25 protein-coding genes are annotated in these 24,512 nt (G+C 62.4%); 22 read left to right on the forward strand and 3 right to left on the reverse strand.

The window, feature by feature from the left end:
- Positions 1–11: 11 nt before the first annotated feature.
- A complete protein-coding gene (gene rnd / locus V6M52_RS03190) occupies positions 12–1,181 on the reverse strand; it encodes a ribonuclease D (RefSeq protein WP_332687204.1) in 1,170 nt (389 codons plus the stop codon).
- A gap of 200 nt (positions 1,182–1,381) precedes the next feature.
- On the opposite strand from rnd, the gene aspS reads away from it, so the two are divergent.
- The 19 genes from aspS to V6M52_RS03285 all read left to right on the forward strand — a co-directional run bounded on the left by aspS (position 1,382) and on the right by V6M52_RS03285 (position 19,596).
- A complete protein-coding gene (aspS, locus tag V6M52_RS03195; RefSeq protein WP_332699363.1) occupies positions 1,382–3,172 on the forward strand; it encodes an aspartate--tRNA ligase in 1,791 nt (596 codons plus the stop codon).
- Between the two features lie 146 nt (positions 3,173–3,318).
- Positions 3,319–4,920, forward strand: a complete 1,602-nt coding sequence (locus V6M52_RS03200; protein WP_332687208.1) for an EAL domain-containing protein — start codon at positions 3,319–3,321, stop codon at positions 4,918–4,920.
- Positions 4,921–5,044: 124 nt separating this feature from the next.
- The gene (locus V6M52_RS03205) at positions 5,045–7,330 is read left to right on the forward strand and encodes an NADP-dependent malic enzyme (protein ID WP_332699366.1); all 2,286 of its coding nucleotides are present in this window, start codon (positions 5,045–5,047) and stop codon (positions 7,328–7,330) included.
- Positions 7,327–7,620, forward strand: a complete 294-nt coding sequence (locus V6M52_RS03210) for a Dabb family protein (protein ID WP_332699369.1) — start codon at positions 7,327–7,329, stop codon at positions 7,618–7,620. Before V6M52_RS03205 ends, V6M52_RS03210 begins: the two co-directional genes overlap by 4 nt.
- 116 nt (positions 7,621–7,736) lie before the next feature.
- Positions 7,737–7,961 carry a hypothetical protein gene (locus V6M52_RS03215; RefSeq protein ID WP_332699373.1) on the forward strand — a complete coding sequence of 75 codons (225 nt, stop codon included), beginning with the start codon at positions 7,737–7,739 and terminating at the stop codon, positions 7,959–7,961.
- A 71-nt stretch (positions 7,962–8,032) separates the two neighbouring features.
- On the forward strand, positions 8,033–8,431 hold the full coding sequence (locus V6M52_RS03220; RefSeq protein WP_332687216.1) for an FtsB family cell division protein: 399 nt from the start codon (positions 8,033–8,035) through the stop codon (positions 8,429–8,431).
- A gap of 115 nt (positions 8,432–8,546) precedes the next feature.
- A complete protein-coding gene (gene pdhA, locus V6M52_RS03225) occupies positions 8,547–9,566 on the forward strand; it encodes a pyruvate dehydrogenase (acetyl-transferring) E1 component subunit alpha (protein WP_332687218.1) in 1,020 nt (339 codons plus the stop codon).
- A gap of 8 nt (positions 9,567–9,574) precedes the next feature.
- Positions 9,575–9,976 (forward strand): hypothetical protein, encoded by a 402-nt coding sequence (locus tag V6M52_RS03230; RefSeq protein ID WP_332699376.1) that lies wholly within the window; start codon positions 9,575–9,577, stop codon positions 9,974–9,976.
- A gap of 1 nt (position 9,977) precedes the next feature.
- Positions 9,978–11,366, forward strand: coding sequence for a pyruvate dehydrogenase complex E1 component subunit beta (locus V6M52_RS03235; RefSeq protein ID WP_332687223.1), 1,389 nt, complete (start codon positions 9,978–9,980; stop codon positions 11,364–11,366).
- Between the two features lie 11 nt (positions 11,367–11,377).
- Positions 11,378–12,724 (forward strand): pyruvate dehydrogenase complex dihydrolipoamide acetyltransferase, encoded by a 1,347-nt coding sequence (locus V6M52_RS03240; protein ID WP_332699379.1) that lies wholly within the window; start codon positions 11,378–11,380, stop codon positions 12,722–12,724.
- An 11-nt stretch (positions 12,725–12,735) separates the two neighbouring features.
- On the forward strand, positions 12,736–13,386 hold the full coding sequence (locus tag V6M52_RS03245) for an SGNH/GDSL hydrolase family protein (protein ID WP_332699382.1): 651 nt from the start codon (positions 12,736–12,738) through the stop codon (positions 13,384–13,386).
- Positions 13,387–13,416: 30 nt separating this feature from the next.
- Complete coding sequence (gene lpdA, locus V6M52_RS03250) at positions 13,417–14,856, forward strand: dihydrolipoyl dehydrogenase (RefSeq protein WP_332699385.1); 1,440 nt, start codon at positions 13,417–13,419, stop codon at positions 14,854–14,856.
- A 49-nt stretch (positions 14,857–14,905) separates the two neighbouring features.
- Complete coding sequence (locus V6M52_RS03255; protein ID WP_332699388.1) at positions 14,906–15,946, forward strand: Gfo/Idh/MocA family protein; 1,041 nt, start codon at positions 14,906–14,908, stop codon at positions 15,944–15,946.
- Positions 15,943–16,200, forward strand: a complete 258-nt coding sequence (locus V6M52_RS03260) for a GlsB/YeaQ/YmgE family stress response membrane protein (RefSeq protein WP_332699391.1) — start codon at positions 15,943–15,945, stop codon at positions 16,198–16,200. Before V6M52_RS03255 ends, V6M52_RS03260 begins: the two co-directional genes overlap by 4 nt.
- A 109-nt stretch (positions 16,201–16,309) precedes the next feature.
- Complete coding sequence (locus tag V6M52_RS03265) at positions 16,310–16,567, forward strand: GlsB/YeaQ/YmgE family stress response membrane protein (RefSeq protein ID WP_332699416.1); 258 nt, start codon at positions 16,310–16,312, stop codon at positions 16,565–16,567.
- Between the two features lie 29 nt (positions 16,568–16,596).
- Positions 16,597–17,550: a lipoyl synthase gene (gene lipA / locus V6M52_RS03270; protein WP_332699394.1), complete on the forward strand. Its 954-nt coding sequence runs from the start codon at positions 16,597–16,599 to the stop codon at positions 17,548–17,550.
- The gene (locus tag V6M52_RS03275; RefSeq protein WP_332699396.1) at positions 17,550–17,993 is read left to right on the forward strand and encodes a type II toxin-antitoxin system RatA family toxin; all 444 of its coding nucleotides are present in this window, start codon (positions 17,550–17,552) and stop codon (positions 17,991–17,993) included. Before lipA ends, V6M52_RS03275 begins: the two co-directional genes overlap by 1 nt.
- A gap of 33 nt (positions 17,994–18,026) precedes the next feature.
- Complete coding sequence (locus tag V6M52_RS03280; RefSeq protein WP_332699399.1) at positions 18,027–18,398, forward strand: VOC family protein; 372 nt, start codon at positions 18,027–18,029, stop codon at positions 18,396–18,398.
- A gap of 178 nt (positions 18,399–18,576) precedes the next feature.
- Positions 18,577–19,596, forward strand: coding sequence for a hypothetical protein (locus tag V6M52_RS03285; RefSeq protein ID WP_332699402.1), 1,020 nt, complete (start codon positions 18,577–18,579; stop codon positions 19,594–19,596).
- Between the two features lie 21 nt (positions 19,597–19,617).
- Here the strand turns inward: V6M52_RS03285 and V6M52_RS03290 are convergent, their stop codons facing one another.
- Together V6M52_RS03290 and V6M52_RS03295 are read right to left on the reverse strand one after the other, a co-directional pair.
- Positions 19,618–20,121: a CinA family protein gene (locus V6M52_RS03290; protein WP_332699405.1), complete on the reverse strand. Its 504-nt coding sequence runs from the start codon at positions 20,119–20,121 to the stop codon at positions 19,618–19,620.
- Positions 20,118–21,308 (reverse strand): bifunctional 2-C-methyl-D-erythritol 4-phosphate cytidylyltransferase/2-C-methyl-D-erythritol 2,4-cyclodiphosphate synthase, encoded by a 1,191-nt coding sequence (locus V6M52_RS03295; protein ID WP_332687868.1) that lies wholly within the window; start codon positions 21,306–21,308, stop codon positions 20,118–20,120. Before V6M52_RS03295 ends, V6M52_RS03290 begins: the two co-directional genes overlap by 4 nt.
- Positions 21,309–21,555: 247 nt before the next feature.
- Between V6M52_RS03295 and dusB the strand changes: the two genes are divergently transcribed.
- The 3 genes from dusB to V6M52_RS03310 form a co-directional block, all read left to right on the forward strand.
- Complete coding sequence (gene dusB / locus V6M52_RS03300; protein WP_332699407.1) at positions 21,556–22,488, forward strand: tRNA dihydrouridine synthase DusB; 933 nt, start codon at positions 21,556–21,558, stop codon at positions 22,486–22,488.
- Positions 22,485–23,627, forward strand: a complete 1,143-nt coding sequence (locus tag V6M52_RS03305; protein WP_332699410.1) for a two-component system sensor histidine kinase NtrB — start codon at positions 22,485–22,487, stop codon at positions 23,625–23,627. The genes dusB and V6M52_RS03305 overlap by 4 nt, the downstream gene beginning before the upstream one ends.
- On the forward strand, positions 23,624–24,512 hold an 889-nt coding region (locus V6M52_RS03310; RefSeq protein ID WP_332699413.1), incomplete at its 3' end, for a sigma 54-interacting transcriptional regulator. The genes V6M52_RS03305 and V6M52_RS03310, both read left to right, overlap by 4 nt.

Here is a 24,512-nt window from a genome sequence, read left to right on the forward strand (position 1 = left end):
CCCCGCGCGGCCTATTCGGCCGGCACGGTGTCCTTGACCGCGATCTCCACCACGCCCTTGCGCGTGGCGACGAGCCCGATGCGGCCGTGCTTGATATCCAGCGCCTTGTCGCCAAACAGCTTGCGGCGCCAGCCCTTGAGGGCCGGCACATCGGCCTCGTCGTCCAGCACCAGCGCGTCGATCTCGTCGGAGGTGGCGATGATGCGCGCGGCCACGCCGTGCTGTTCAGCTACCGATTTCAGCAGTACGCGAACCAGATCGCCGACCGCGCCCTTGGGCGAAGGACCGCGATAGCGTTCCGGCATATCGGGCAGGTCGGCCTTCCCGAGGGCCTCGACGTCCCTGAGCAACACCATGATCTCGGCCGCGGCCGAGCTGCGGCCGAAGCCGCGCGGCACGGCCCGGAGCTTTTCGAAGGCCTCCGCCGTCAGCGGCCGCTGCATGGCCAGCTCGAACAGCACGTCGTCCTTGAGCACGCGGCTGCGCGGCTGGTCGCCATCCTGCGCCCGCTTCTCGCGCCAGGCAGCGAGTTTTTTCAGGGCTGCCAGGTCGCGTGGGCGGTTGATCTTCATCTTGAGGCGTTCCCACGCCTGTTCGGGCTGGACCACATAGGTGTCGATGCTGCGCAGCACGCCCAGCTCGTCCTCCACCCAGTCCCAACGCTTGGTCGCGTCGACCTGCTTGCGCAGCTCGCGATAGATGTCGCGCAGATGGGTCACGTCAGCCACCGCGTAAAGACGCTGCTTTTCCGACAGCGGGCGCGCGGCCCAGTCGGTGAAACGGCTCGACTTGTCCAGTTCCACCTGAGTGATCGAACGCACGAGATTGTCGTAGGAGACACTGTCGCCGAAGCCGCAGACGCTGGCCGCGATCTGGGTATCGAAGATATTGACCGGCACCTTGCCCGTCAGTTTGACGAAGATTTCGATGTCCTGGCGCGCTGCGTGGAACACCTTGGTGATGTTCGGATTGGCGAGCAGCGCGAAAAACGGCGCCAGATCGAAGTCCGGTGCCAGTGGATCGATCAGCACCGCCTCGTCATTGGTCGCAGCCTGGATGAGACAGAGTTTCGGCCAATAAGTCGTTTCGCGCAGAAACTCGGTATCCACCGTCACAAAATCGAACTTCGCAGCGCGCTCGCAGAATGCGGCGAGCACATCTGTGGAAACAATCAGGTCCATACCGGCTTCCGTCTCAAATTCGTCAATATTCTTCCTAGCAGGTGAGGCAGGTCCACTCCAGACCGCATTTGTCGAGTATTGGCCACGGGTTATCGCGAGCGCCGCGTCGATCACGGGCGGACAGCCCGTCCAGCTTGACAAGCAGGGACTCCCATGCGCTTTTCCCGCCAAGATTCCGGCCTTTTTTCAGAGTTCCGACCATGACCTCACACCCCTACCGCTCGCACACCTGCGGGGCCCTTACTGCCAAGGATGCCGGCCAGACCGTGCGCCTCAGCGGCTGGGTGCATCGCATCCGCGACCATGGCGGCCTGCTGTTCATGGATTTGCGCGATCACTACGGGCTGACTCAGGCCGTCATCGACCCTGATTCGCCTGCCTTCGCCGCGGCCGAGAAGGTACGTTCGGAATGGGTCATCCGCATCGATGGCGAAGTGAAGCTGCGCGACGCCGCTGCGGTGAACCCGAACCTGCCCACTGGCACGGTGGAAGTGTTCATCCAGGAGCTCGAAGTGCTGTCCGTCGCCAAGGAGCTGCCGCTGCCGGTCTTCGGCGATCAGGATTATCCCGAGGACGTGCGCCTGCGCTATCGCTTCCTCGATCTGCGCCGCGAGAAGCTGCACGCCAATATCGTCAAGCGCACCAAGGTGATCGCGGCGATGCGCCAGGGCATGACCGAGCAGGGCTTTGCCGAATATTCGACGCCGATCCTGACGGCATCGTCGCCGGAAGGCGCGCGCGACTTTCTGGTGCCCAGCCGCATCCATCCGGGCAAGTTCTTCGCGCTGCCGCAGGCGCCCCAGCAGTACAAGCAGTTGCTGATGGTGGCTGGGTTTGACCGCTATTTCCAGATTGCGCCATGCTTCCGTGATGAAGACCCGCGCGCCGACCGTCTGCCGGGCGAGTTCTACCAGCTCGACCTGGAGATGAGCTTCGTCACCCAGGAAGACGTGTGGAATACCATGACCCCGGTGATCACCTCGATCTTCGAGCAGTTTGCCGATGGCAAGCGCGTCACCAAGGACTGGCCGCGCATTCCCTATGACACGGCGATCCGCAAATATGGCTCGGACAAGCCCGACCTGCGCAATCCGATAGAGATCGAGGGCGTGACCGAGCATTTCGCCGGTTCGGGCTTCAAAGTGTTCGCCAATCAGATCGAAGCCGACGCCAAGGTCGAAGTCTGGGCCATCCCGGCCAAGAACAAGGCCGGCGCCGAGCCGATCGGCCGGGCCTTCTGCGACCGCATGAACGCCTGGGCGCAGGGCGAGGGCCAGCCGGGCTTGGGCTATATCTTCTTCAAGGACGGGCAGGGCAGTGGCCCTATCGCCAAGAACATTGGCGAGGAGCGTACCGCGGCGCTCAAGGCCCAGCTTGGCCTCGATGACGGCGATGCCGTATTCTTCGTCTGCGGCCGCCCCGAAAAGTTCTACAAGTTCGCCGGCGAAGCCCGCACCAAGGTCGGCACCGACCTTGACGTGATCGATACCGAGCAGTTCGCTTTGTGCTGGATCGTCGACTTCCCGTTCTACGAGTGGAGTGAGGAAGAAAAGCGCGTGGACTTCGCGCATAACCCCTTCTCGATGCCGCAGGGCGGGATCGACGCACTCAATGGCCAGGATCCGCTAACCATCAAGGCCTATCAGTATGACGCGGTCTGCAACGGCTATGAAATCGCCTCCGGCTCGATCCGTAACCAGTTGCCAGAAACCATGGTCAAGGCGTTCGAGCTGACCGGCAAGTCGCGCAGCGAGGTCGAGGAGCAGTTCGGCGGCCTCTACCGCGCCTTCCAGTATGGCGCTCCACCCCATGGCGGCGCGGCCTTCGGCGTGGATCGCATCGTCATGCTGCTGTGCGGCGTGCAGAACCTGCGCGAAATCACGGCATTCCCGATGAACCAGCAGGCCGAAGACCTGCTGATGGGCGCGCCAAGCCCCGCGGCACCCAAGCAGTTGCGCGAGCTGAGCATCCGACTCAGCGTTCAGTCGTAGCATTGGCATGTAATTGACAGGCGGCCTCCGGCAACGGAGACCGCCTGCTCATTTTGTATGTTTCCGATCGGTTAATCAGCGTTAATGATCCGTTAAAGGCTGCTTGCTACCGATGAGCTATTGAACGGCTCATTCGGATTCGATTCTTGAAGTCGAAATACTCTCATATCCTCACGCTGATGGGTGCGCTGCTGGCGTTCGTCCCCATTATTGCGGTGGATTACCTGCTGGACGGCTACGTCCGCGCAAGAGAGAAAATAACGACGCAGCAATACGTTACAGCAGTAACTTCACAGATCGAAATTGGCGTCAACGACGCCATCTCTTCCCTGCGACGCATTCTCGCCGAAAGCCCTTCCCTATGCACACCGACCTTCATTGCCAATGTGCAACGCGAGATCGAATCTAGCCTCAATATGAAGCAGGTGCTCGTCGAGAACGCCGACGGTGTGCAATATTGCGACGCGGTGGGGCGCACGGTGGCTTATTCGCCCCTTTCCGAAAGCCTGCCCATCCCCGGGCACACCGAGACCATCACCATCGTCCAGCTTGGCGGGATGGACATGCCGGCGCTCAAGATCACCCAGGCATTCGGCGACAGCAGGCGCGTCTCCGCCTTCGTGCCGCTGGTAGGACAAACTCAGGCCGGGTTGGCGCAAGGGCTGTCGAACGCCGCGATGATGCGCATATTGCTGACCAACGGCACGCCCATACTGAACGTGGGCGGCACGACCGACTTCGACCGACGAAACTCGAACTCGGACTTCATCTTCGCGCAGAGCTTTGCCGGGGAAATGCCGCTGAAGGTGGAATACGCCATTCCCTTTGCCATGGCTCGGACCGGGTATGCCGACCTGGATGTCGGTCTGACCCTCATCGCCTGCATATTGAGCGCAGGCTTCCTGATCATGGCGCTGAATTATGTCCGGCGCTCGCGCGTGCCCGCCTTTGACCTGGAGCGCGCCATCGCCCGTGGCGAGATCAAGCCATACTACCAGCCAGTCATCAATCTGCGCACCGGCGAACTGATGGGTTGCGAGGTGCTGTGCCGCTGGGAGAAGAAGAACGGCCAGGTCATACCGCCGGGCGCATTCATCGACTATGCCGAGGTCACCGGCCTCGCCATGCCTATGACCCTCTCCCTGATGCAGCAGGTCAAGTTCGACCTCAGCGACCTCAGCCAGATGATGCCGGACCTCAAGATTTCCATCAATCTGTTCGAGGGCCATTTCCGCGACGACAGCATCGTCGAGGACGTGCAGGCCATTTTCGGCAATTCTCCCATCAGCTTCCGCCAACTGGTGTTCGAGATAACCGAGCGGCACCCGTTGGCCAACTCCGCCATCGCCAGCAGCGTGATAGCGGGCCTGCATGCCCTGGGATCGCGGCTTGCCATGGACGACGCCGGCACCGGCCATTCCAACCTGGCCTATCTTGGCACGCTGGGCGTCGACGTCATCAAGATCGACCGCATCTTCGTCGATATGGTCAAGCCCGGCACCACTCAGGTCCCGGTACTGGATGGCCTGATTGCCATGGCCAAGGACCTCGATTGCGAAATCGTCGCCGAGGGCGTCGAAACCGAAGAGCAGGCACTCTACCTGCGGGCCCGCGGCGTGATACAGGCCCAGGGCTTCATCTTTGCGCCGGCCCTCAAGATCGGCGCCTTCCGCGAGCTGGCGACGGCTCTTCACGTCACCAAGGAACCGCGCAGCCGGATCGAGAACATCGTCGCCAGCGCCGCCTGACCCTGTTGCGACTTTAGTTGCATCCCGCACCGGACATAGCCACTTTCCATCGCCGGCAATTGATGGCACCAACGCTGCCTGAAGCTATGCCCGTCGCAAACTGGACGCGGGCGAGGAGGATTGCGTGACGACCGACGTCAACGAACAGCGGAAAGCCCTGCGCGAAGCGGCCCTGCATTTCCACGAGTTTCCCAAACCCGGCAAGCTGGAGATCCAGGCGACCAAGCCATTGGGCAACCAGCGCGACCTGGCGCTGGCCTATTCGCCCGGCGTCGCCGCGCCCTGCGAGGAAATCGCCGAGAATCCCGAAGCGGTATCCCGCTATACCTCGCGGCAGAACCTTGTCGCCGTCATTTCCAATGGCACGGCCGTGCTGGGCCTGGGCAATATCGGCGCGCTGGCATCCAAGCCGGTGATGGAGGGCAAGGCCGTCCTGTTCAAGAAATTCGCCGGCATCGATGTGTTCGATCTCGAGATCGACGAAATCGACCCGACGAAGTTCATTGATGCCGTGGCGCCACTATGGCCAACCTTTGGCGGCATCAATCTCGAAGATATCCGTGCCCCGGATTGTTTCGAGATCGAGGAAGCGCTGCGGGCGCGCATGCCGATTCCGGTATTCCACGATGACCAGCACGGCACGGCGATTATCGTCGGCGCTGCCGTGCTCAACGGGTTGGAGCTCAAGGGCAAGAAGATCGACGACGTCAAGATCTGCGCCTCGGGGGCAGGGGCCGCGGCCATCGCCTGCCTCAATGTACTCGTCGCACTCGGCGCCAAGCATGAGAACATCTGGGTTGCCGACAAGGATGGTCTCGTTACCCACAAGCGCAACGACGTGAATGACAAGTGGCGCGGCCAGTTCCGCCGCACCAGCGAGGCCACCACGCTTGCCGAGGTGATCGACGGAGCCGACGTGTTCGTCGGCCTGTCGGGTCCCGGCGCGCTTACGCCTGAAATGCTGCTCAAGATGGCGCCCCGGCCGCTGATCCTCGCACTGGCCAACCCAAATCCTGAAATCAGCCCCGAGCTGGCCAAGGCAACGCGGCCGGACGCCATGGTCTGCACCGGACGTTCGGACTATCCCAACCAGGTCAACAACGTTCTCTGCTTCCCATTCATCTTCCGTGGCGCGCTCGATGTGAGCGCCACCACCATTAATGAGGAAATGAAGCTCGCCGCCGTGCGCGCCATCGCCAAGCTGGCGCATGAACCAGGATTGGAAGTATCGCCGTCAGGCGCGCCGGCCGTGTTCGGACCCGACCACATCATTCCCAATCCCTTCGACCAGCGGCTGATTCTGCGCATCGCCCCGGCCGTGGCCCGCGCGGCCATGGAATCGGGGGTAGCCAAGAAGCCGATCGCCGATTGGGACGCCTATCTGGACAGTCTCAATCGCTTTGTCTTCCGCTCCGGTCTGGTGATGAAGCCCATCATCGATCGGGCACAGGGACAGAACAAGCGCATCGCCTTTGCCGATGGCGAGGATGAGCGCGTCCTGCGCGCCACCCAGGTCCTGCTGGAAGAACGCATTGCCCGGCCCATCCTGATCGGTCGTCCGGCAGTCATCGAATCGCGCATTGAGCGCTTTGGCCTCAATCTGCGCCCGGGCACCGACTTCGAGATCATCAACCCCGAGGACGATCCGCGCTACCGCGACTATGTAAGCCTCTTCCACTCACTGGTGGGCCGCGACGGCGTGACGCCGGATACGGCACGCCAGGTCGTGCGCACCAATACCACGGTCATCGGCGCACTGGCGGTGAAGCGCGGCGAAGCCGATGCTTTGATCTGCGGGCTGCAGGGGCGCTTCATCAAGCATGTGCGCGACATCCGCTCCATCATCGGGCTGCAGGACGGCGTAGCCGATGTTTCGGCGCTCTCCATGCTGATCATGCCGCGCGGCGCCTTCTTCCTGGCCGACACTTATGTGAACCAGGACCCGACCGCCGACGAGATCGTCGGTATCGCCCTGCAGGCCCGCGATCACCTCAAGCGCTTCAACATCGAAGCCAAGGTGGCGCTGCTGAGCTACTCCAATTTCGGCTCGCGTGATGGCGACAGCGCCTTCAAGATGCGGGAGGCCTATCAGAAGCTCAAGGCCATGGCCCCAACCATGATCGTGGAGGGCGAAATGCAGGGGGATCTGGCGCTGAATCAGGAACTGCGTGACCGCTACATTCCCGACAGCGTGCTCGGCGGCGAAGCCAACCTGCTGATCTTCCCCAATCTTGACGCCGCTAACCTCTCCATGACGCTGCTCAAGGAAATGAACAATGCCCTGTCGGTCGGTCCTATCCTGATGGGCCCCCGTTCGCCCGCCCATATCCTCGCACCATCGGTGACCAGCCGCGGCATCGTCAACATGGCCGCCATCGCGGCGACCGAAGCCATCGGGGCCGAAGCGTGATCCGCCATACGGTGGTCTTCACCCTCAAGCACGCAGCCGGCTCGGCGGAGGAGGGCGCATTCCTGCGGGACGCCAAGGTGCTGGAAGCCATTCCGGGCGTGCAAAAGTTTGAACAGCTGCGGCAGATCAGCCCCAAGAACGGCTATGCCTTCGGCTTCTCCATGGAGTTCGCCGACCAGGCGGCCTATGTGGGATATAATGACCACCCCAACCACGTGGCATTCGTGCGGGACCGCTGGGTGCCCGAGGTGGCGGAGTTTCTGGAAATCGACTACGTCCCTGTCGAATAAATCTCCAGGCACCAGAGCACGTTAGAAAATCGCTTCAAGCCTGCGATTCAGCATCATTTTGAAGTAATTCAAATCGCACTTTAATTGCATATGCAATGCCCAGGAAGTGTGCGCCTATGGTCCGTGGCGAAGAGATCGGACAAACGATGCGCGCCGGGTTGGACCAGCTCTACGAACGCCTGCTGACTTTCGGCTACCCCAGGGCCGGAATCGACTGGCTGAAGCGACACAGGCTACCTGTCATCCTGGTCTTGGCATTTGTTTGCTGGGCACTTTTGCTTGCCTTGATCTGGGGCGGTGTCTGGCTCTATCAGACCTCGGTCGGCAATCTGTCCTCTTGAGATGCGCGGGTCCGAAACCGGACGTTAAGCCCTTGTGAGCCATACTGGGCGGGTTCACTTATGGTTTGCCCATGCCCACCCGCCTTAAACGTCCTGCATTCTGGCGCCCGCTGGCGCTGACCGTGGCACTGCTGGGGTTTCAGGGTTATCTCGGCTTCTCTGCCATTGGCGGGCAGTTCGGCATCGAAAACCGGACGCAGATCATGCTCGACATCGACCAGCTCAAGGCGAGGTCGTCGGCGCTGCAGGCTGAGATCGACTCCTACCGCCACCGCGCCACGCTGATGGACACAAGACGGCTCGATCCCGATATCGTCACCGAACGCGCCCGCGCGCTGCTGAACATGGCCCATGCAGACGATATTATCGTCATGGTGGACCCGAATTCCGGTAAACCACTTTCCGGTAAATTCGAGGAATTAGCCACAGATGAGTTAATTCAACTTATCCAAGCAGATTCAACTCTCTAGCGGCGACCAATCGGGTCGAGGGAGCATTGCTTTCCCTGCATCGCTTGCACTATGATGCGCAACTGTGGCCAACTCGGGCCAAGCGGCAAATCCATTTCGATGCGGAGCGTTCTCTATGGCGCGTAAGGCTGTGGCCACCAAGGCCAAGACGCAATCCAACATACCTGAATTCAACAAGGAACAGGACCTCGAAGCCTATCGCGAAATGCTGCTGATCCGGCGTTTTGAGGAAAAGGCCGGCCAGATGTATGGCATGGGCCTGATCGGCGGGTTCTGTCACCTCTATATTGGTCAGGAAGCTGTCGTCACCGGCATCACCATGGCCTCGGAAAAGGGCAAGGACGCCCAGATCACCGGCTATCGCGACCACGGCCACATGCTGGTCATGGGGCTCGACCCCAAGGGCGTCATGGCCGAGCTGACCGGCCGCCAGGGCGGCCTCAGCCGCGGCAAGGGCGGCTCGATGCACATGTTCAGCAACGAACACAAATTCTACGGCGGCAACGGCATTGTCGGTGCCCAGGTGTCGCTTGGCACCGGCCTGGCCTTCGCGGCCAAATACAAGGGCGACGGCTCCGTATCGCTGGCCTATTTCGGCGATGGCGCGGCCAACCAGGGCCAGGTCTATGAGAGCTTCAACATGGCCAAGCTCTGGAACCTGCCGGTCGTGTTCGTCATCGAAAACAACAAATACGCCATGGGCACCTCGATCGAGCGCGCCGCGGCGACCACCGATTTCTCCATGCGCGGCGCCTCGTTCAATATCCCGGGCGAGCAGGTCGACGGCATGGACGTCCGCATGGTCTATGATGCGGCCAAGCGCGCCATCGAGCATGCCCGTTCGGGCAAGGGTCCCTTCATCCTTGAAATGCTGACCTACCGCTATCGTGGTCATTCGATGTCCGACCCGGCGAAGTATCGCTCCAAGGACGAAGTGACCAAGTACCGTCAGGAGCGCGACCCGATCGAGCAGGTCAAGGCGCGCTTGCTCGAATCCGGTGCCGAGACCGAGGAATCGCTCAAGACTATCGAGAACGACATCCGCGCCGTCGTCACCGCCGCTGCGGACTTCGCCACCAACGATCCCGAGCCGGATGCTTCCGAGCTCTGGACCGACATCACCATCAGCGCCTGAGGCGATAGATGAGCGTTCTGCTCGGCGTCATCACGCTCTTTGCGGTTTTCACCCTGGTTGTCGCGGTCATGCAGGCCGTCGCGATCGTGCGGGTAGCGCCGGCCGGCGAGAAGCTGGGCTCCTTCCTGCCGCTCGGCTGGTGGAAGTTCCGCCAGATCGAAGCCAAGGCCGGTCCGGCCGCCGCGCAACCGCTGACCATCTACAAGCGCGCCGTGATTGCCTTCATCGTCTTCCTGCTGCTGGGGCTGTTCCTCAGTAGCTGGACCATCAACCAGACGCCGGCGCCGCAAAGCGCATCCGCCGAACCGCGGCTGATCAACGATCCGCGCGTCATCCCTGCCGAGTTTGCCTTCAATACCGACAATCGCCGCGTGGCCACCATGCCCGGCGCCCTTCTGCTGGAGAGCTGATATGCCCCAAATCCTGATGCCCGCGCTGTCGCCCACCATGGAAGAGGGCAAGCTCTCCAAATGGCTGGTCAAGGTCGGCGATACCGTCAAGTCCGGCGACGTGCTGGCCGAAATCGAGACCGACAAGGCGACGATGGAAGTCGAGTCGGTCGATAGCGGCGTGGTCAAGGAAATCCTCGTTGCCGAAGGCACCGAGGGCGTGAAGGTAAACACCCCCATCGCGCTGGTGCTGGAAGAAGGCGAGACCGCTGCGCCAACGCCGGTCGCCAAGACCGCGCCCGAGCCGTCCGAGGCTCCGGTCGTCGCGGCCGAGAAGGCCGCCGAAGCGGCGCCATCGCTGGCCGCCGTGCCCGCCGCGCCCAAGTTCGAAGCGCAGGACGATCCCGACCTGCCGGAAGGCGTCGAGATGGTCGAAATGACCGTGCGCCAGGCGCTGAACGAGGCCATGGCCGAGGAACTGCGCCGCGACAAGGACGTCTTCGTGATGGGTGAGGAGGTCGCAGAATATCAGGGCGCCTACAAGATCACCCAGAACCTGCTGCAGGAGTTCGGCCCCCAGCGCATCATCGACACCCCCATCACCGAGCACGGCTTTGCCGGTCTCGCAGTTGGCGCCGCCTTTGCCGGCCTCAAGCCCATCGTCGAATTCATGACTTGGAACTTCGCCATGCAGGCGATCGACCAGATCATCAACTCGGCCGCCAAGCAGCTCTATATGTCGGGTGGCCAGGTCAAGGCGCCGATGGTGTTCCGCGGCCCCAACGGCGTCGCGTCGCGCGTCGGCGCCCAGCACAGCCAGGACTATTCGGCCTGGTACAGCCACGTTCCCGGCCTCACCGTCATCGCGCCCTATAGTGCCGCCGATGCCAAGGGCCTGCTCAAGGCCGCCATTCGGTCGCCAAATCCAGTCGTCTTCCTCGAAAACGAAATCCTCTACGGCTCGACCGGCCTCGTGCCCAAGGTCGATGACTTCCTGCTGCCGATCGGCAAGGCCCGCATTGCCCGCAAGGGCGCCGATGTCACCATCGTCTCCTTCTCCATGGGCATGCGCTATGCCACCCAGGCCACCGAGAAGCTGGTCGCTGCCGGCGTCGATGTCGAACTGATCGACCTGCGCACCCTGCGCCCGATGGACAGCGACACCGTCATCGCCTCAGTCAAGAAGACCGGGCGCCTGGTGACCGTGGAAGAAGGCTGGCCGCAGGGCGGCATTGGCGCTGAACTCTCGGCCCGCGTCATGGAACAGGCCTTCGATTATCTCGACGCCCCGGTGATGCGTGTCACCGGCAAGGACGTGCCCATGCCCTACGCTGCCAACCTCGAAAAGCTGGCGCTGCCGAACGTCGATGAAGTGATCGCGGCGGTCAACGCCGTGACCTACCGCTCGTAAGGAGAACCGGGATGCCAATTGATATCACCATGCCGGCGCTCTCTCCGACGATGGAAGAGGGCAAGCTCGCCAAGTGGCACGTCAAGGAGGGCGACAGCGTCTCTTCCGGTGACGTAATCGCCGAAATCGAAACCGACAAGGCCACGATGGAAGTCGAGGCCGTCGACGAAGGCAAGATCGGCAAGATCCTGGTCGCCGAAGGCACCGAGGGCGTGAAGGTCAACGCGGTGATCGCCGTGCTGCTGCAGGAAGGCGAAAGCGCCGATGCGGCTGCCGCGCCCAAGGCCGAAGCTCCCAAGGCGCCTCCGGCCGTAGAGGCGCCCAAGGCCGAAGCTCCCAAGCCTGCCGCCGCTCCGGCGCCGACTGCCACCAGCAGCACAGCCTCCATTGCGCCTGCGCCCGCGAAGACCGAAGGCGGCAAGACCTTTGCGTCGCCGCTCGCCCGCCGCCTCGCCAAGGAGGCCGGCATCGATGTGTCTGCTATTTCCGGTTCGGGCCCCAAGGGCCGCGTCGTAAAGTCCGACGTCGAGGCCGCCAAGTCCGGCAAGACGCCGCTCAAGGCTGCTGCTGCGGCACCGGCCGGCGCACCTGCCGCCGCTGGTGTAGCTGCAACCGGCATGACCAAAGCCCAGGTTCTGGCCCTTTACGAAGAAGGCAGCTACGAGCTGGTTCCCAACGACGGCATGCGCAAGGTCGTGGCCGCACGTCTGACCGAATCCAAGCAGACCGTGCCGCATTTCTACCTGACGCTCGATTGCAGGATCGACGCGCTGCTGGCCGCCCGCGAGCAGATCAATGCGTCTGCGCCCAAGTCCAAGGACGGCAAGCCGGCCTACAAGCTCTCGGTCAATGACTTCGTCATGAAGGCCTGGGCCGTGGCGCTACAGCGTGTGCCGATGGCCAATGCCACCTGGGCTGGCGACTCGATCCTCTACCACAAGCGCAGCGACGTCGCCGTGGCGGTCGCGGTCCCCGGCGGCCTGTTCACCCCTGTGGTCAAGAGCTGCGATACCAAGACGCTTCGGGAAATCTCCGAAGAGGTCAAGGACCTGGCGACCCGCGCCCGCAACAAGAAGCTGGCGCCGCATGAATACCAGGGTGGGGCCACCTCGGTCTCCAACCTGGGCATGTTTGGCATCAAGGAATTCGCCGCCGTCATCAACCCGCCGCACGGCACGATCCTCGCCGTCGGCGTGGGTGAAGAACGCGTTTATGCCGATGCCGGCCAGGTCAAAATTGCCAATTTCATGACGGTGACCCTGAGCTGCGATCACCGCGCTGTCGATGGCGCCCTGGGCGCCGAACTGCTCGGCGTGTTCAAGGGCCTGGTCGAAAATCCCGTGATGATGCTGGCCTAGGGGCAGGGCGCATGAAGACCATTCTCGCCTATGGCGACAGCCTGACATTCGGCGCCAATCCGCAGCCCGACGGGCTGCGGCACGCCTATGAGGATCGCTGGCCGGCCGTGCTCGAATCGGGCCTTGCCGGCAAGGCAAGGGTCATCGCCGAAGGGCTGGGCGGCCGCACCACCGTGTCCGATGACTGGTACGCCAATGCAGATCGCAATGGCGCCCGCATCCTGCCGACGCTGCTGGAAAGCCATTCGCCGCTCGACATGGTCATCATCATGCTCGGCACCAATGATCTCAAGCCCGCCATCTGTGGCTCGGCGCTGGAGGCTTCGTTCGGCATGCGCCGGCTGGTGCAGATCATCCGCGGCCACTATGCCGGCAAGGGCGAGACCGCACCCAGAATCGTCCTCGTGGCCCCGCCCCTGATTTGCGACACCGAGAATGCCGACATGCTTGGCCATTTCGGTGGCCTCGCGCACGGTCTGGAGCAATCCAGCCAGTTTGCCGCCCACTATGCCCGCCGGGCAGAAGAATGGGATACCGGCTTTTTCGACGCCTCGACGGTGGCCGTGGCCGATCCGCTCGATGGCGTGCATCTCGATGCCAAGAACACCAGGGCGATCGGCGAGGGGCTCGTGCCGGTCGTCAAATCCATGCTGGGTCTTTGACCTGCACCAATCGACTTTTCGGAGGCCCAAATGGCTGACCAATACGATCTTCTCGTCATCGGCGCCGGCCCCGGCGGCTATGTTGCCGCCATCCGCGGCGCGCAGCTCGGCATGAAGGTGGGCATTATCGAGCGCGAGCACATGGCCGGCATCTGCTCCAATTGGGGCTGCATCCCGACCAAGGCGCTGCTGCGCTCGGCCGAAATCTACGGCCATATGAGCCACGCCAAGGACTATGGCCTGACGGTCGAGAAATTCGGCGTCGACATCGACGGCGTGGTGAAGCGCTCGCGCGCCATCGCGGCGCAGATGAACAATGGCGTCCAGTTCCTGATGAAGAAGAACAAGGTCGACATCATCTGGGGCGAGGCGGTCATCGCCAAGCCGGGCGAGGTCAAGGTCGCGCCGACCAAGAAGGCCATTGTCCAGCCGCAGGGCCCGGTGCCCAAGAATGCGCTGGGTGAAGGCACCTACAAGGCCAAGCACATCATCATCGCCACCGGCGCCCGTCCGCGCGTGCTGCCGGGTATCGAGCCCGATGGCGACAAGATCTGGACCTATTTCGAGGCCATGAAGCCGGCCACCATGCCCAAGTCACTGGTGGTGATGGGCTCGGGCGCCATCGGCGTCGAGTTCGCCTCCTTCTATCGCTCCATGGGCGCCGAAGTGACCATCATCGAGCTGCTGCCGCAGATCATGCCGGTGGAGGATGCCGAGATCGCGGGCCTTGCCCGCAAGCGTCTCGAAAAGCGCGGCATCAAGATCCTGACCGACGCCAAGGTCGAGAAAGTCAGCAAGACAAGTGCAGGCATAACGGCAGATGTCTTGCAGAAAGACGGCAGCAAGCTGCAAGTTTCCGGCGAGAAGCTGATCTCGGCTGTCGGTGTGCAGTGCAATATCGAAGGCCTTGGCCTCGAGACGGTCGGCGTCAAGACCGAGCGCGGCGCTATCGTCATCGACGGCTACGGCAAGACAAATGTCGAGGGAATCTGGGCCATTGGCGACGTCGCCGGCCCGCCCATGCTGGCGCACAAGGCCGAGCATGAAGCGGTCATCACGGTCGAAAAGATCGCCGGCCTCAAGGTGCATGGCCTCGACAAGACCAAGGTCCCCGGCTGCACCTATTGCGAGCCGCAGGTCGCCAGCGTTGGCCTGACCGAGGCAAAAGCCAAGGAATCCGGGCGCGAGATCAAGGTCGGCCGTTTCCCCTTCATCGGCAATGGCAAGGCCATCGCTCTGGGCGAGCCCGACGGGCTGGTCAAAACCATCTTCGATGCCAAGACCGGCGAATTGCTCGGCGCCCACATGGTAGGGGCGGAAGTGACCGAGCTGATCCAGGGCTTCGTGATCGCCATGAACCTCGAAACCACCGAGGAAGAGCTGATCCACACCATCTTCCCGCATCCGACCCTGAGCGAAACCATGAAGGAAAGCGTTCTGGACGCGTATGGCCGCGCGCTGAACATGTAGCGCGCGGCTTTTCCACAGCCAGATCACTGCTTTTCAAGGAGTTATCCACATGGTCAAGGCGATACAGGTCGGCCTCGGTCACTGGGGTTCCAGCTGGACCAAGGAAGTTATCCCCAAAGTTCCCAATATCGAGATGGTGGGCTATGTGGATTCCAATCCTGAGGCCACCCAGCGGGTTCAAACGGAACTCGGCATCGCAGAGAGCTTGTGCTTCCTGAGCCTGGAAGACGCGGTCAACGCGTCGAGCGCCCAGCTGGCAATCTGCACCCTGCGCACCGAGGCCCATTACCCTGTGGTCAAGCGCTGCCTCGAGCTTGGGCTCAGCGTCATCGTTGAGAAGCCTTTTGCCTCCACCATCGCCCAGGCCAAGGAACTGGTGACCCTCGCCAAGGAAAACGGTCGGGTGCTGATGGTGAGTCAGAATTATCGTCATCAGCCGGCCCCGATCGCCGCGGCCGAGCTGATTGGCGCGCAGAAATTCGGGCCGGTTAACCTGGTCTCGATCGACTTCCGCCGGCACGCACCCAGCCAGGGTTACCGCTATTGGGACATGCCCGATCCGCTGCTGGCCGACATGTCGATCCACCATTTCGACCTGATGCGCATGGTGCTTAACGACAACCCCAAGCGCGTCTCCTGCCGCACCTGGAACCCGCCCGCAAGCCCCTTCGGCCACCACCCGATCGGCGTGGCGACGCTCGAATTCGAAAAGGGCACCATCGTGTCCTATAGCGGTAGCTGGATGAGCAGCGGCCCGGTGACGCCATGGGCAGGCGAATGGACCATGGATTGCTCCGAAGGAGAGATCATCTGGAGCTCGCGCGATCATTTCATGGGCAAGGCCGGACCCGACAAGCTCAGCTTGCGCGAGCGCGACGGCGAGGCGGTGAGCTTTCCACTCGAGGCCGTCGAATTCCCCGACCGCACCGGCACGCTGGCAGCTATCGCCAAGGTCATCGAGACCGGCTCGATCCCGGCGCGCTTCAGCTCGGGTGAGGATAATCTACATTCCCTGGCACTGGTCCAGGCCGCCATTCTATCGGCGTCGCGAAACGGCGAATGGGTTGAAATAGAGGAACTGCTGCAATGAGCGTTGGCATGACGGAACTGTTGATTTTCCTGGCCATCGGCCTGGTCGCCGGCTGGCTGGCCGGCCTCGTGCTGGGCGGCGGCGGATTGCTGCGCAACCTGATCGTCGGCGTGATCGGCGCCTTCGTAGGCGGATGGCTGCTATCGGCGGCGGGAATCTCGCTGCCGATCGGCAATGCACTGGTCAGCCAGGTCATTACCGCGACGATTGGTGCTATCGTCGTGATTGTCGTGGCCCGGGTGGTTGCGCGATAAGAGCAGGGGCTTGAAGGACGCTCGACGAGACGCAATATCTCGCGGAGAGTTTGAGAGGGCACAAAGAATGGCATTACCGGAACGGCAAACTGCGGGCGGCGGATTCACCATGGGCGGCAACAATAACCGGGCGATCCTGGTATTCCTGGGCATCGGCATTGTGGCGGGGTTTCTCGCCAGCCTGATCGTCGGAGGCGGCGGGCTGATCACTTACCTCATCAGCGGGGTGATCGGTTCGTTCGTGGGAGGGTATCTGTTCACGGCGCTGCGGATCGAGCTTGGCATCCGCAACGATTTGGTCCGCCAGATCGTGACCTCGACGGTCGGCGCCATCGTCGTCGTGCTGCTTGCACGGCTGATCGCCTAGCGATCACACCCTAGAAGTCAGGACATCCCTTGGTCACTCTGATCGACACTTCAGCGCTCAAGCCCCGTCACCCGGAAAAGGCCAACCGGCCTGACAGCGTGGTGCTGCGCAAGCCGGATTGGATACGCGTCAAGGCCCCGGGGTCGCCAGTCTACAAGGAAACCCAGCAGATCGTGCGCGAGAACAACCTCGTCACCGTCTGCGAGGAAGCTGGCTGCCCCAATATTGGCGAGTGCTGGAGCAAGAAGCACGCGACCTTTATGATCATGGGCGAGATCTGCACCCGCGCCTGCGCCTTCTGCAATGTGCGGACCGGCATGCCGGGACCGCTCGACGCCAACGAGCCCGAGCGCGTCGCCCAGGCCGTGCAGAAGCTCGGTCTCGAGCATGTGGTGATCACCTCGGTGGATCGCGACGATCTTGCCGATGGCGGCGCCCAGCATTTCGCCGATGTCATCTTGGCCATCCGCGCCGGCAATCCGCGCACGACCATCGAAATCCTCACGCCAGACTTCCTGCGCAAGGATGGCGCGCTGGAGATCGTCGTGGCGGCCAAGCCCGACGTCTTCAACCACAATCTGGAGACGGTGCCGTCCAAGTACCTCAAGGTACGCCCCGGCGCCCGCTACTTCCACTCCATCCGGCTGCTGCAGAAGGTCAAGGAACTCGACCCGACCATGTTCACCAAGTCGGGCATCATGGTGGGCCTCGGCGAGGAGCGCAATGAAGTGCTCCAGCTCATGGACGACCTGCGCTCGGCCGACGTCGATTTCCTCACTATCGGCCAGTATCTCCAGCCGACCAAGAAACACACGCCGCTGATCCGCTTCGTGACGCCGGATGAGTTCAAGTCCTTTGCCACCGTGGCGACGGCCAAGGGCTTCGGTCTGGTTTCATCCAGCCCGCTCACCCGCTCGTCCCACCACGCCGGCGAGGACTTCGCCCGTCTCAAAGCCGCCCGGATGGCAAAGCTCGGTCACTGATGAAGCGTTTTTTCGAGCGGCACGTGCCGCATCTGCCACGGCGCATGTTCGAGATTGTCGCCGATCTGAATGACTATCCGCGCTTCGTTCCCAACTGCAAGGCGATGGTGGTCCGCAGGGACCCCGCCGCCGGCGATGCCGATGTGCGCCTGGCCCGGATGACGCTGTATTTCGGCCCGGTGACGCAGGCCTATACCAGCCGCGTCACGGTCGATGCGGAGGCGCTGACAATCAAGGCCAAGGCCGTCGATGGTCCCTTCGCCTATCTCGACAGCGTCTGGAGCTTCGAGCCCGAGGGCATGGGAACACGAGTGCGGTTCGAAATCGACTTCAAGATCTCCAATCCCTTCATCGCGGCGGTAGCCGAGCCGGCCTTCGCCGCCAAGCAGGACGAGATCATGCAGGCATTTGCGGACGAGGCCGATCGTCGCTATGGTGCGTAACGGTTCCTGATTTGTTCAGGGCAAACTCACCGAGTGATCATGATCCGCAAAATCGAATGTGTCTGCGTTCCGACGAAGGATATTGCCGCCTCCGAAGCTTTCTACCTGTCGCTGGGCCTGCGCCGCGCATGGATCATTGAGCGGCCGCAGGCCGATGGCACGACCTGGACACTGATCGGGCTGAAATTCCCCGATGCTGCCAGTTCGGAACTGGTGCTGAGTGACAATCCCGAAATCGACTTCACGGAAATCGAGCTTGCAGTCGATGACGTGCGGGTCAGCTACGCCGAAATACGCAGCAATCCGGCTGTGACCTGGATTCGCGAACCCTTCGCTACGGAATCAGGGCACGTCGCCGTGATGGAGGCGCCGGACGGCAACGTCTTCGTGCTCGTCGGCGCCTGAGCTATTCCTTGTCGCTGGTCAGCACCTGTAGCACCAGGTCGAGCGCGGCCCGGACGCTGGCCTTGCGGATGTCATCGCGGCCCAGATCTCCACGCCATGGGTAAACTACCAATAGTATGGATGTTCCCTGAAGCTCTATAGTAGCATAGTAGGAATATGCTGTTGCTGTGGGGGCGCCTTGACTGATGAAACGGCATTGGCTTTCATCAAGGATGAAGGCATCCCGATAGAACTAAAAACGATGTTGCTGCAAGACCATCTTGCCACGCAAACGGCCCGCCGGGAGCGCATTGAAACTAGCGAGCAGCGACGCGAGGAGCAGCGGCAAAAGCGCCTGGAGTTCTGGCACAACACTCCTCTGGTCGTTGCACTGGTAGGCGTAATCACCATTGCTGCAAATGGTGCAGTGAGCTGGGTGCAGTCCGATCAGACCGCCGATGCGAGTGCGCTTCAGGCCCAGCGACAATTCTCGTACGAAACCATAACATCAGAACTGAGTAAGACCGACGACCAGACGGAGCGGGCCAACGTTTTGCTCTTCCTGACGAAGGTGGGCATCCTGCAGGGGCTTGACCTGGAGGCGCTGGCCTCAATTGCACAAAACACTGCCGAAACGGCCAGCGTGACAATTCCATCGACGATTGGCCAGTTTTCGCCGCCTTCGTATGACGAACCAATCCCTACGAACATCGAGGGGCAAACCGAGGCGGCCAATATACTTCTCAGAATTGCCGTTGAGGAGCTCAACAACGATGTGGACGAATTCAACCAACGGGAAGCTATAGATAAATATTGGTCGGTTGTTCCGGATGCAGGCAGTCTCGACGAACAGAGCCGGCTGTTGTGGAGTGCGGCATTCCTGTCGTGGGCCATCGTCGGCGCGGGCAATCCTGATGGTCTGGAGTTATCTCCAGCGCACTATCGCATGTGGCAAAGTGCCCTGGACAAGAAGATGACGATCTTGCCGCCAGCCAAACCTCTTCCAGGCGATCTGGCCTTTTTCGCACGGGGAACTACTGGCGAGAACGCCCGAGACGACGGCGTGTGGCTGGGTATTGCCGGCGTCGTGAAGGAAGTCGGTTCTGACGGCATGGTCATAATTACCGGAAATACAAACGAGGGACTTCGACTGGTAGATCGACGCTTCGATGACGTAGCTTTGGTAGGGTATGTCCGGCTGGGCACCTCCGCGCCCTAGGCACAATTGGTCAGCCCAAGACTAAGCCTGGTCGCTGGTCAGTACCTGCAGCACGAGATCGAGCGAGGCCCTGACGCTGGCCTTGCGGACTTCGTCGCGACCCAGATCGCCAAACCTGTGCTCGATGACCACCGTCGCCAGTTCTGAGGACACCGCGACATAGACCAGCCCTACGGGCTTCTTCTCGCTGCCGCCGTCCGGGCCAGCAATGCCGGTGACCGCCACCGCAAAGTCGGCCCGCGCCGTGTTGCGCGCGCCATCGGCCATGGCTCGCGCCACCTGGTTGGAGACCGCGCCATAGTCGCGGATGAGCCGGGCCTGCACATGGATCATGCGTGACTTGGCGGCGTTGGCATAGGTGACATAACCGCCATAGACTGCCGCCGAAGCGCCCGGAATATCCGTCAGCGCCGCGGCGATCATACCGCCGGTGCAGCTCTCGGCGGTGACGATGGTCTGCTGTTTCTCGGTCAGTATCTTGATGATCTTCTTGCCCGGATCGGGCGCACCCTTGGCTGCCATCATTCCCCCCTTGGCATTTCTACGCTTGCGCTGGCCATTGCCACGATACCTTCCTCTCGCCCGGTAAACCCGAGTTGCTCGCTTGTCGTCGCCTTGATCGCGATCCTTGTCGTCGCGATTCCAAGGGTTTCGCCGATGACAGCCTGCATCGCCGGCACGTGAGCCGCAACCCTCGGCGCTTCGCAGACGATTGTCACGTCGAGATTGACAATGCGCCCCCCGGCCTTGGCAACAAGACCGCCGGCATGCTTAAGGAATATTGTCGACGCAGCGCCGCGCCACTGCATGTCCGACGGCGGGAAATGCACGCCGATATCGCCCTCGCCGATGGCCCCGAGAATGGCGTCGGTCAGGGCATGCAGCGCCACATCGGCGTCCGAATGTCCCTTGAGCTTGGCCTTGTGCGGAATACGGACACCGCCCAGCCACACGGCATCGCCGGGCTCGAAGGGATGCACGTCGAAGCCGGTGCCCACACGGGTTTCCATTGCCTGATCTCCAGAGATGATACGCTCGGCCCGGGCAAAGTCCTCGGGATGGGTCAGCTTGATATTGTCGCGGTCCCCTTGGACCAGCGCGACCCGCAGCCCGGCCCACTCGGCGATCTCGGCGTCGTCGGTAAACTGTCGACGGATGGTGGACGCCCGCATATGGGCAGAGAATATCTGGCCGAACCGGAAGCCCTGTGGCGTCTGCGCAGCAAAGAGCTGATTGCGGTCTTCGGTCATTGCCACCTGCTGGCCATCGAGCGAGCGCTTGATCGTGTCCGTGACCGGCAGAACGGGCAGGGCGCCTTCATTTTCGTCGAGCGCAGCAATCACATCGCCGATGACCATGGGCGTGACAAAGGGACGAGCAGCATCCTGGATCAGCACCAGGTCAGGCCGCAGTGGCGCCAGCGCCTTGAGCCCCGCCAACACCGAAGCCTGTCGCGACGCGCCGCCAATAACCGGGTCCAGCAGCCTGTCATCGGCGAGACCGAGCGCTGCGTAGCGCTCCGCGTGCTCGGCATGGATCACGGTGACCAGACGCGTCACCTCCGGCAGGGCAAGAAACGCACGCATCGTGCGGGCCAGCATCGCCACCCCGGTAATCGGCCGGTACTGCTTGGGCTCGTTGGAGCCATCGGCACTGGCGCGCTCGCCTCGTCCCGCAGCAACAATGATGACGGCAATGGATTTTTGACGCATGGACAAGGGATACTCGGGACTTGAAACCGTCACATCGTCGTGGTCTAGCGCCCGCCATGACATGCGGCAAGTGCAGGGCAGCCGCACCCCGGTAACCGCCACATAAGGTGTTGCGCAGTTGGTGGTTTTGACTATTGTGCAGGCATTATGCCGAAAATGACCATTTCTGGGGCAGTTAGTGTCTAAGGGTGCCTGCAAGTTGAGCATCGGGAACCACGTGGTTCGCAATAATGCTTTTCTGGCACCGATGGCCGGAATCACCGATCGCCCATTCCGTAAGCTGGCCGAGCGTTTCGGTGCTGGCATGGTCGTGTCCGAGATGATTGCCAGCAATGCCCTGGCCGTCGGCAATCACGAGATGGCGCGCAAACTTGGCCGTCCCAGCACGCTCCCGCATATGGTACAACTGGCCGGCTGCGAAGCCGAATGGATGGATCGCGGCGCCCGCATCGCCCAGGACGCTGGCGCTGATATCATCGACATCAATTTCGGCTGCCCTGCCAAACGCGTTACAAATGGTTATTCGGGCTCGGCGCTGATGCGCGTGCCCGACCATGCCATGACCCTGATCGACGCGGTGGTCAGCGCGACGCCACTTCCGGTGACCGTGAAGATGCGGTTGGGCTGGGACGATGACAGCCTCAACGCCCCCGAAATGGCCCGGCGCGCTGTCAACGCCGGTGCCAAGATGATCACCGTGCACGGCCGCACCCGGCAGCAGTTCTACAAGGGCATCGCGCGCTGGGAACTGGTGCGAGCCGTCGTCGAGGCCGTCGACGTGCCGGTCGTGGTCAATGGCGATATTCTGGATCTGGCAACGGCGCGCGAAGCGCTCGAGCAATCCGGCGCTGCCGCGGTGATGCTGGGGCGCGGGGCGCAGGGGCGCCCCTGGGCGGTCGGACAGATTGGGGCGGGGCTCTCCGGCCAGCCCAGTCAGGCAGCGCCGCAGGGCCATGAGCTTACGGCTCTGGTGGCCGAGCACTATGAGGACATGCTGGTCGAATATGGCACTGCCGTCGGCCTGCGCGCCGCGCGCAAGCATCTCGACTGGTATATGCAGGCCGCGGGCCTGACGCTCGACAAGTCGACGCGCAACCGCTTCCTCAACAGCGAAACGCCGGCGGACGTACTGCGCCAGATCGATTCCATCTTTTCCAGCGAACAAAGGGCGGCGGCATGAGTGCAATTGAGGCCACTGCGCCGACTGCGGCCAGCACCATCCCGGCCATGGCGGTTCTGCAGGCCCTGCCGCAGCCAATCATTGTCTGTGGCGAAAACCGGCAGATCATCTTCGTGAACTATGCCGCCGAGGCCTTTTTCGGCGGTTCGCTGAGTGTGCTGACGCGGCAGCGGCTGGATGACCTCATCGCCTTCGGCTCGCCCATTATCGGGCTCGTGGAAACCGTGATGCTCCGCCGCGCGCCGATGACCGAATATCGCGTTCGCGTCGGTTCCTCGCGCTTCGGCGACGAGCGGGTTGCCGACGTTTTTGCCAGTCCGCTCTCGGACAGCGACGGGCGCGTCGCCCTGCTGATCCAGGAGCGCACCATGGCCGACAAGATCGACCGCCAGATGGTCTCGCGCGGAGCAGCGCGCTCGGTGACGGGCCTGGCGTCCATGCTGGCTCATGAAATCAAGAACCCCCTCTCGGGCATTCGCGGCGCGGCGCAGCTGCTGGAGCAGACCGTCACCAGCGATGAAATCCCGCTGGCCCGGCTCATCCGCGAGGAGACAGACCGTATCGTCGGGCTGATCGACCGGGTGGAAGTGTTCGGCGATGAACGCCCCATGGAGCGCGAACCGATCAATATCCACGTCGTGCTGGATCGGGTTAAGCTGCTGGCCCGCAATGGTGTAGCGCGCGGCATCGCCTTCTCGGAAGAATACGATCCCTCGCTGCCACCAGTCTTCGGCAATCGCGACCAGCTCATTCAGGTCTTCCTGAACCTGGTGAAGAACGCCTCGGAAGCCCTTGAGCGGACTCAGAAACCCGAAATCAAGTTTTCCACGGCCTTCCGCCCCGGCATCCGCATCAGCGTGACGGGCGTGTCCGAGCGCATCTCCTTGCCGCTCGAAATCGTCATCGAAGACAACGGCCCCGGCGTGCCGCCAGATATCCTGCCCTTCCTGTTCGACCCTTTCGTCACGACCAAGCAGAACGGTTCCGGCCTCGGGCTGGCGCTGGTGGCCAAGATCGTCGGCGACCATGGCGGCGTGATCGATTGCGACAGCCGGCCGGGCCGCACCAAGTTCCGAATTCTCCTTCCCGTTGCGAGCGGGGCATTCCAGACACCAATTGATGAGGAAGTGGCAAAATGAGCCATGTTGTCCTGCTCGCCGACGACGACGCCGCCATCCGCATGGTGCTCAACCAGGCACTGACGCGCGCGGGCTATGAGGTGCGCCCAACCGGCAACATCTCGACCATGTGGAACTGGGTCAGCCGCGGGGAAGGGGACATCCTCATCACCGACGTCGCCATGCCGGACGGCAACGCCTTCGAGGTGATGCCCAAAATCAAGAAGCTTCGTCCCGACCTGCCCATGATCGTGATGAGCGCACAGAACACCTTCATGACTGCGATCCGGGCGTCCGAGGTCGGCGCCTATGAATACCTGCCCAAGCCGTTCGATATTACCGAGGTGCTTTCCGTTGTGGCCCGTGCCTTGGCCGACGCCAAGAAGCCGACCAATGCGGAGCGCAAGGCCGATGAGCCGGGCGAAACCATGCCGCTGGTGGGTCGCTCCACCGCCATGCAGGACATCTATCGCGCCCTGGCGCGGCTGATGCAGACCGACCTGACGGTTATGATTACCGGCGAGAGCGGCACTGGCAAGGAACTGGTCGCCCGCGCGCTGCACGACTTCGGCAAGCGCCGCAACGGGCCCTTCGTCGCCATCAATATGGCCGCCATTCCGCGTGACCTGATCGAGGCTGAACTGTTCGGCCATGAGAAGGGCGCCTTCACCGGCGCCAACACCCGCTCATCCGGCCGCTTCGAGCAGGCGGAGGGCGGCACGCTGTTCCTCGACGAGATCGGCGACATGCCGATGGATGCCCAGACCCGCCTACTGCGCGTGTTGCAGGAGGGCGAATACACCATGGTCGGCGGGCGCAGTTCGATCAAGACCAATGTCCGTATCGTCGCCGCCACCCACCGCGATCTCAGCCAGATGATCCGCCAGGGCCTGTTCCGCGAGGACC

The sequence above is a fragment of the Devosia sp. genome (genome assembly GCF_036676215.1).
Lineage (GTDB): Bacteria > Pseudomonadota > Alphaproteobacteria > Rhizobiales > Devosiaceae > Devosia.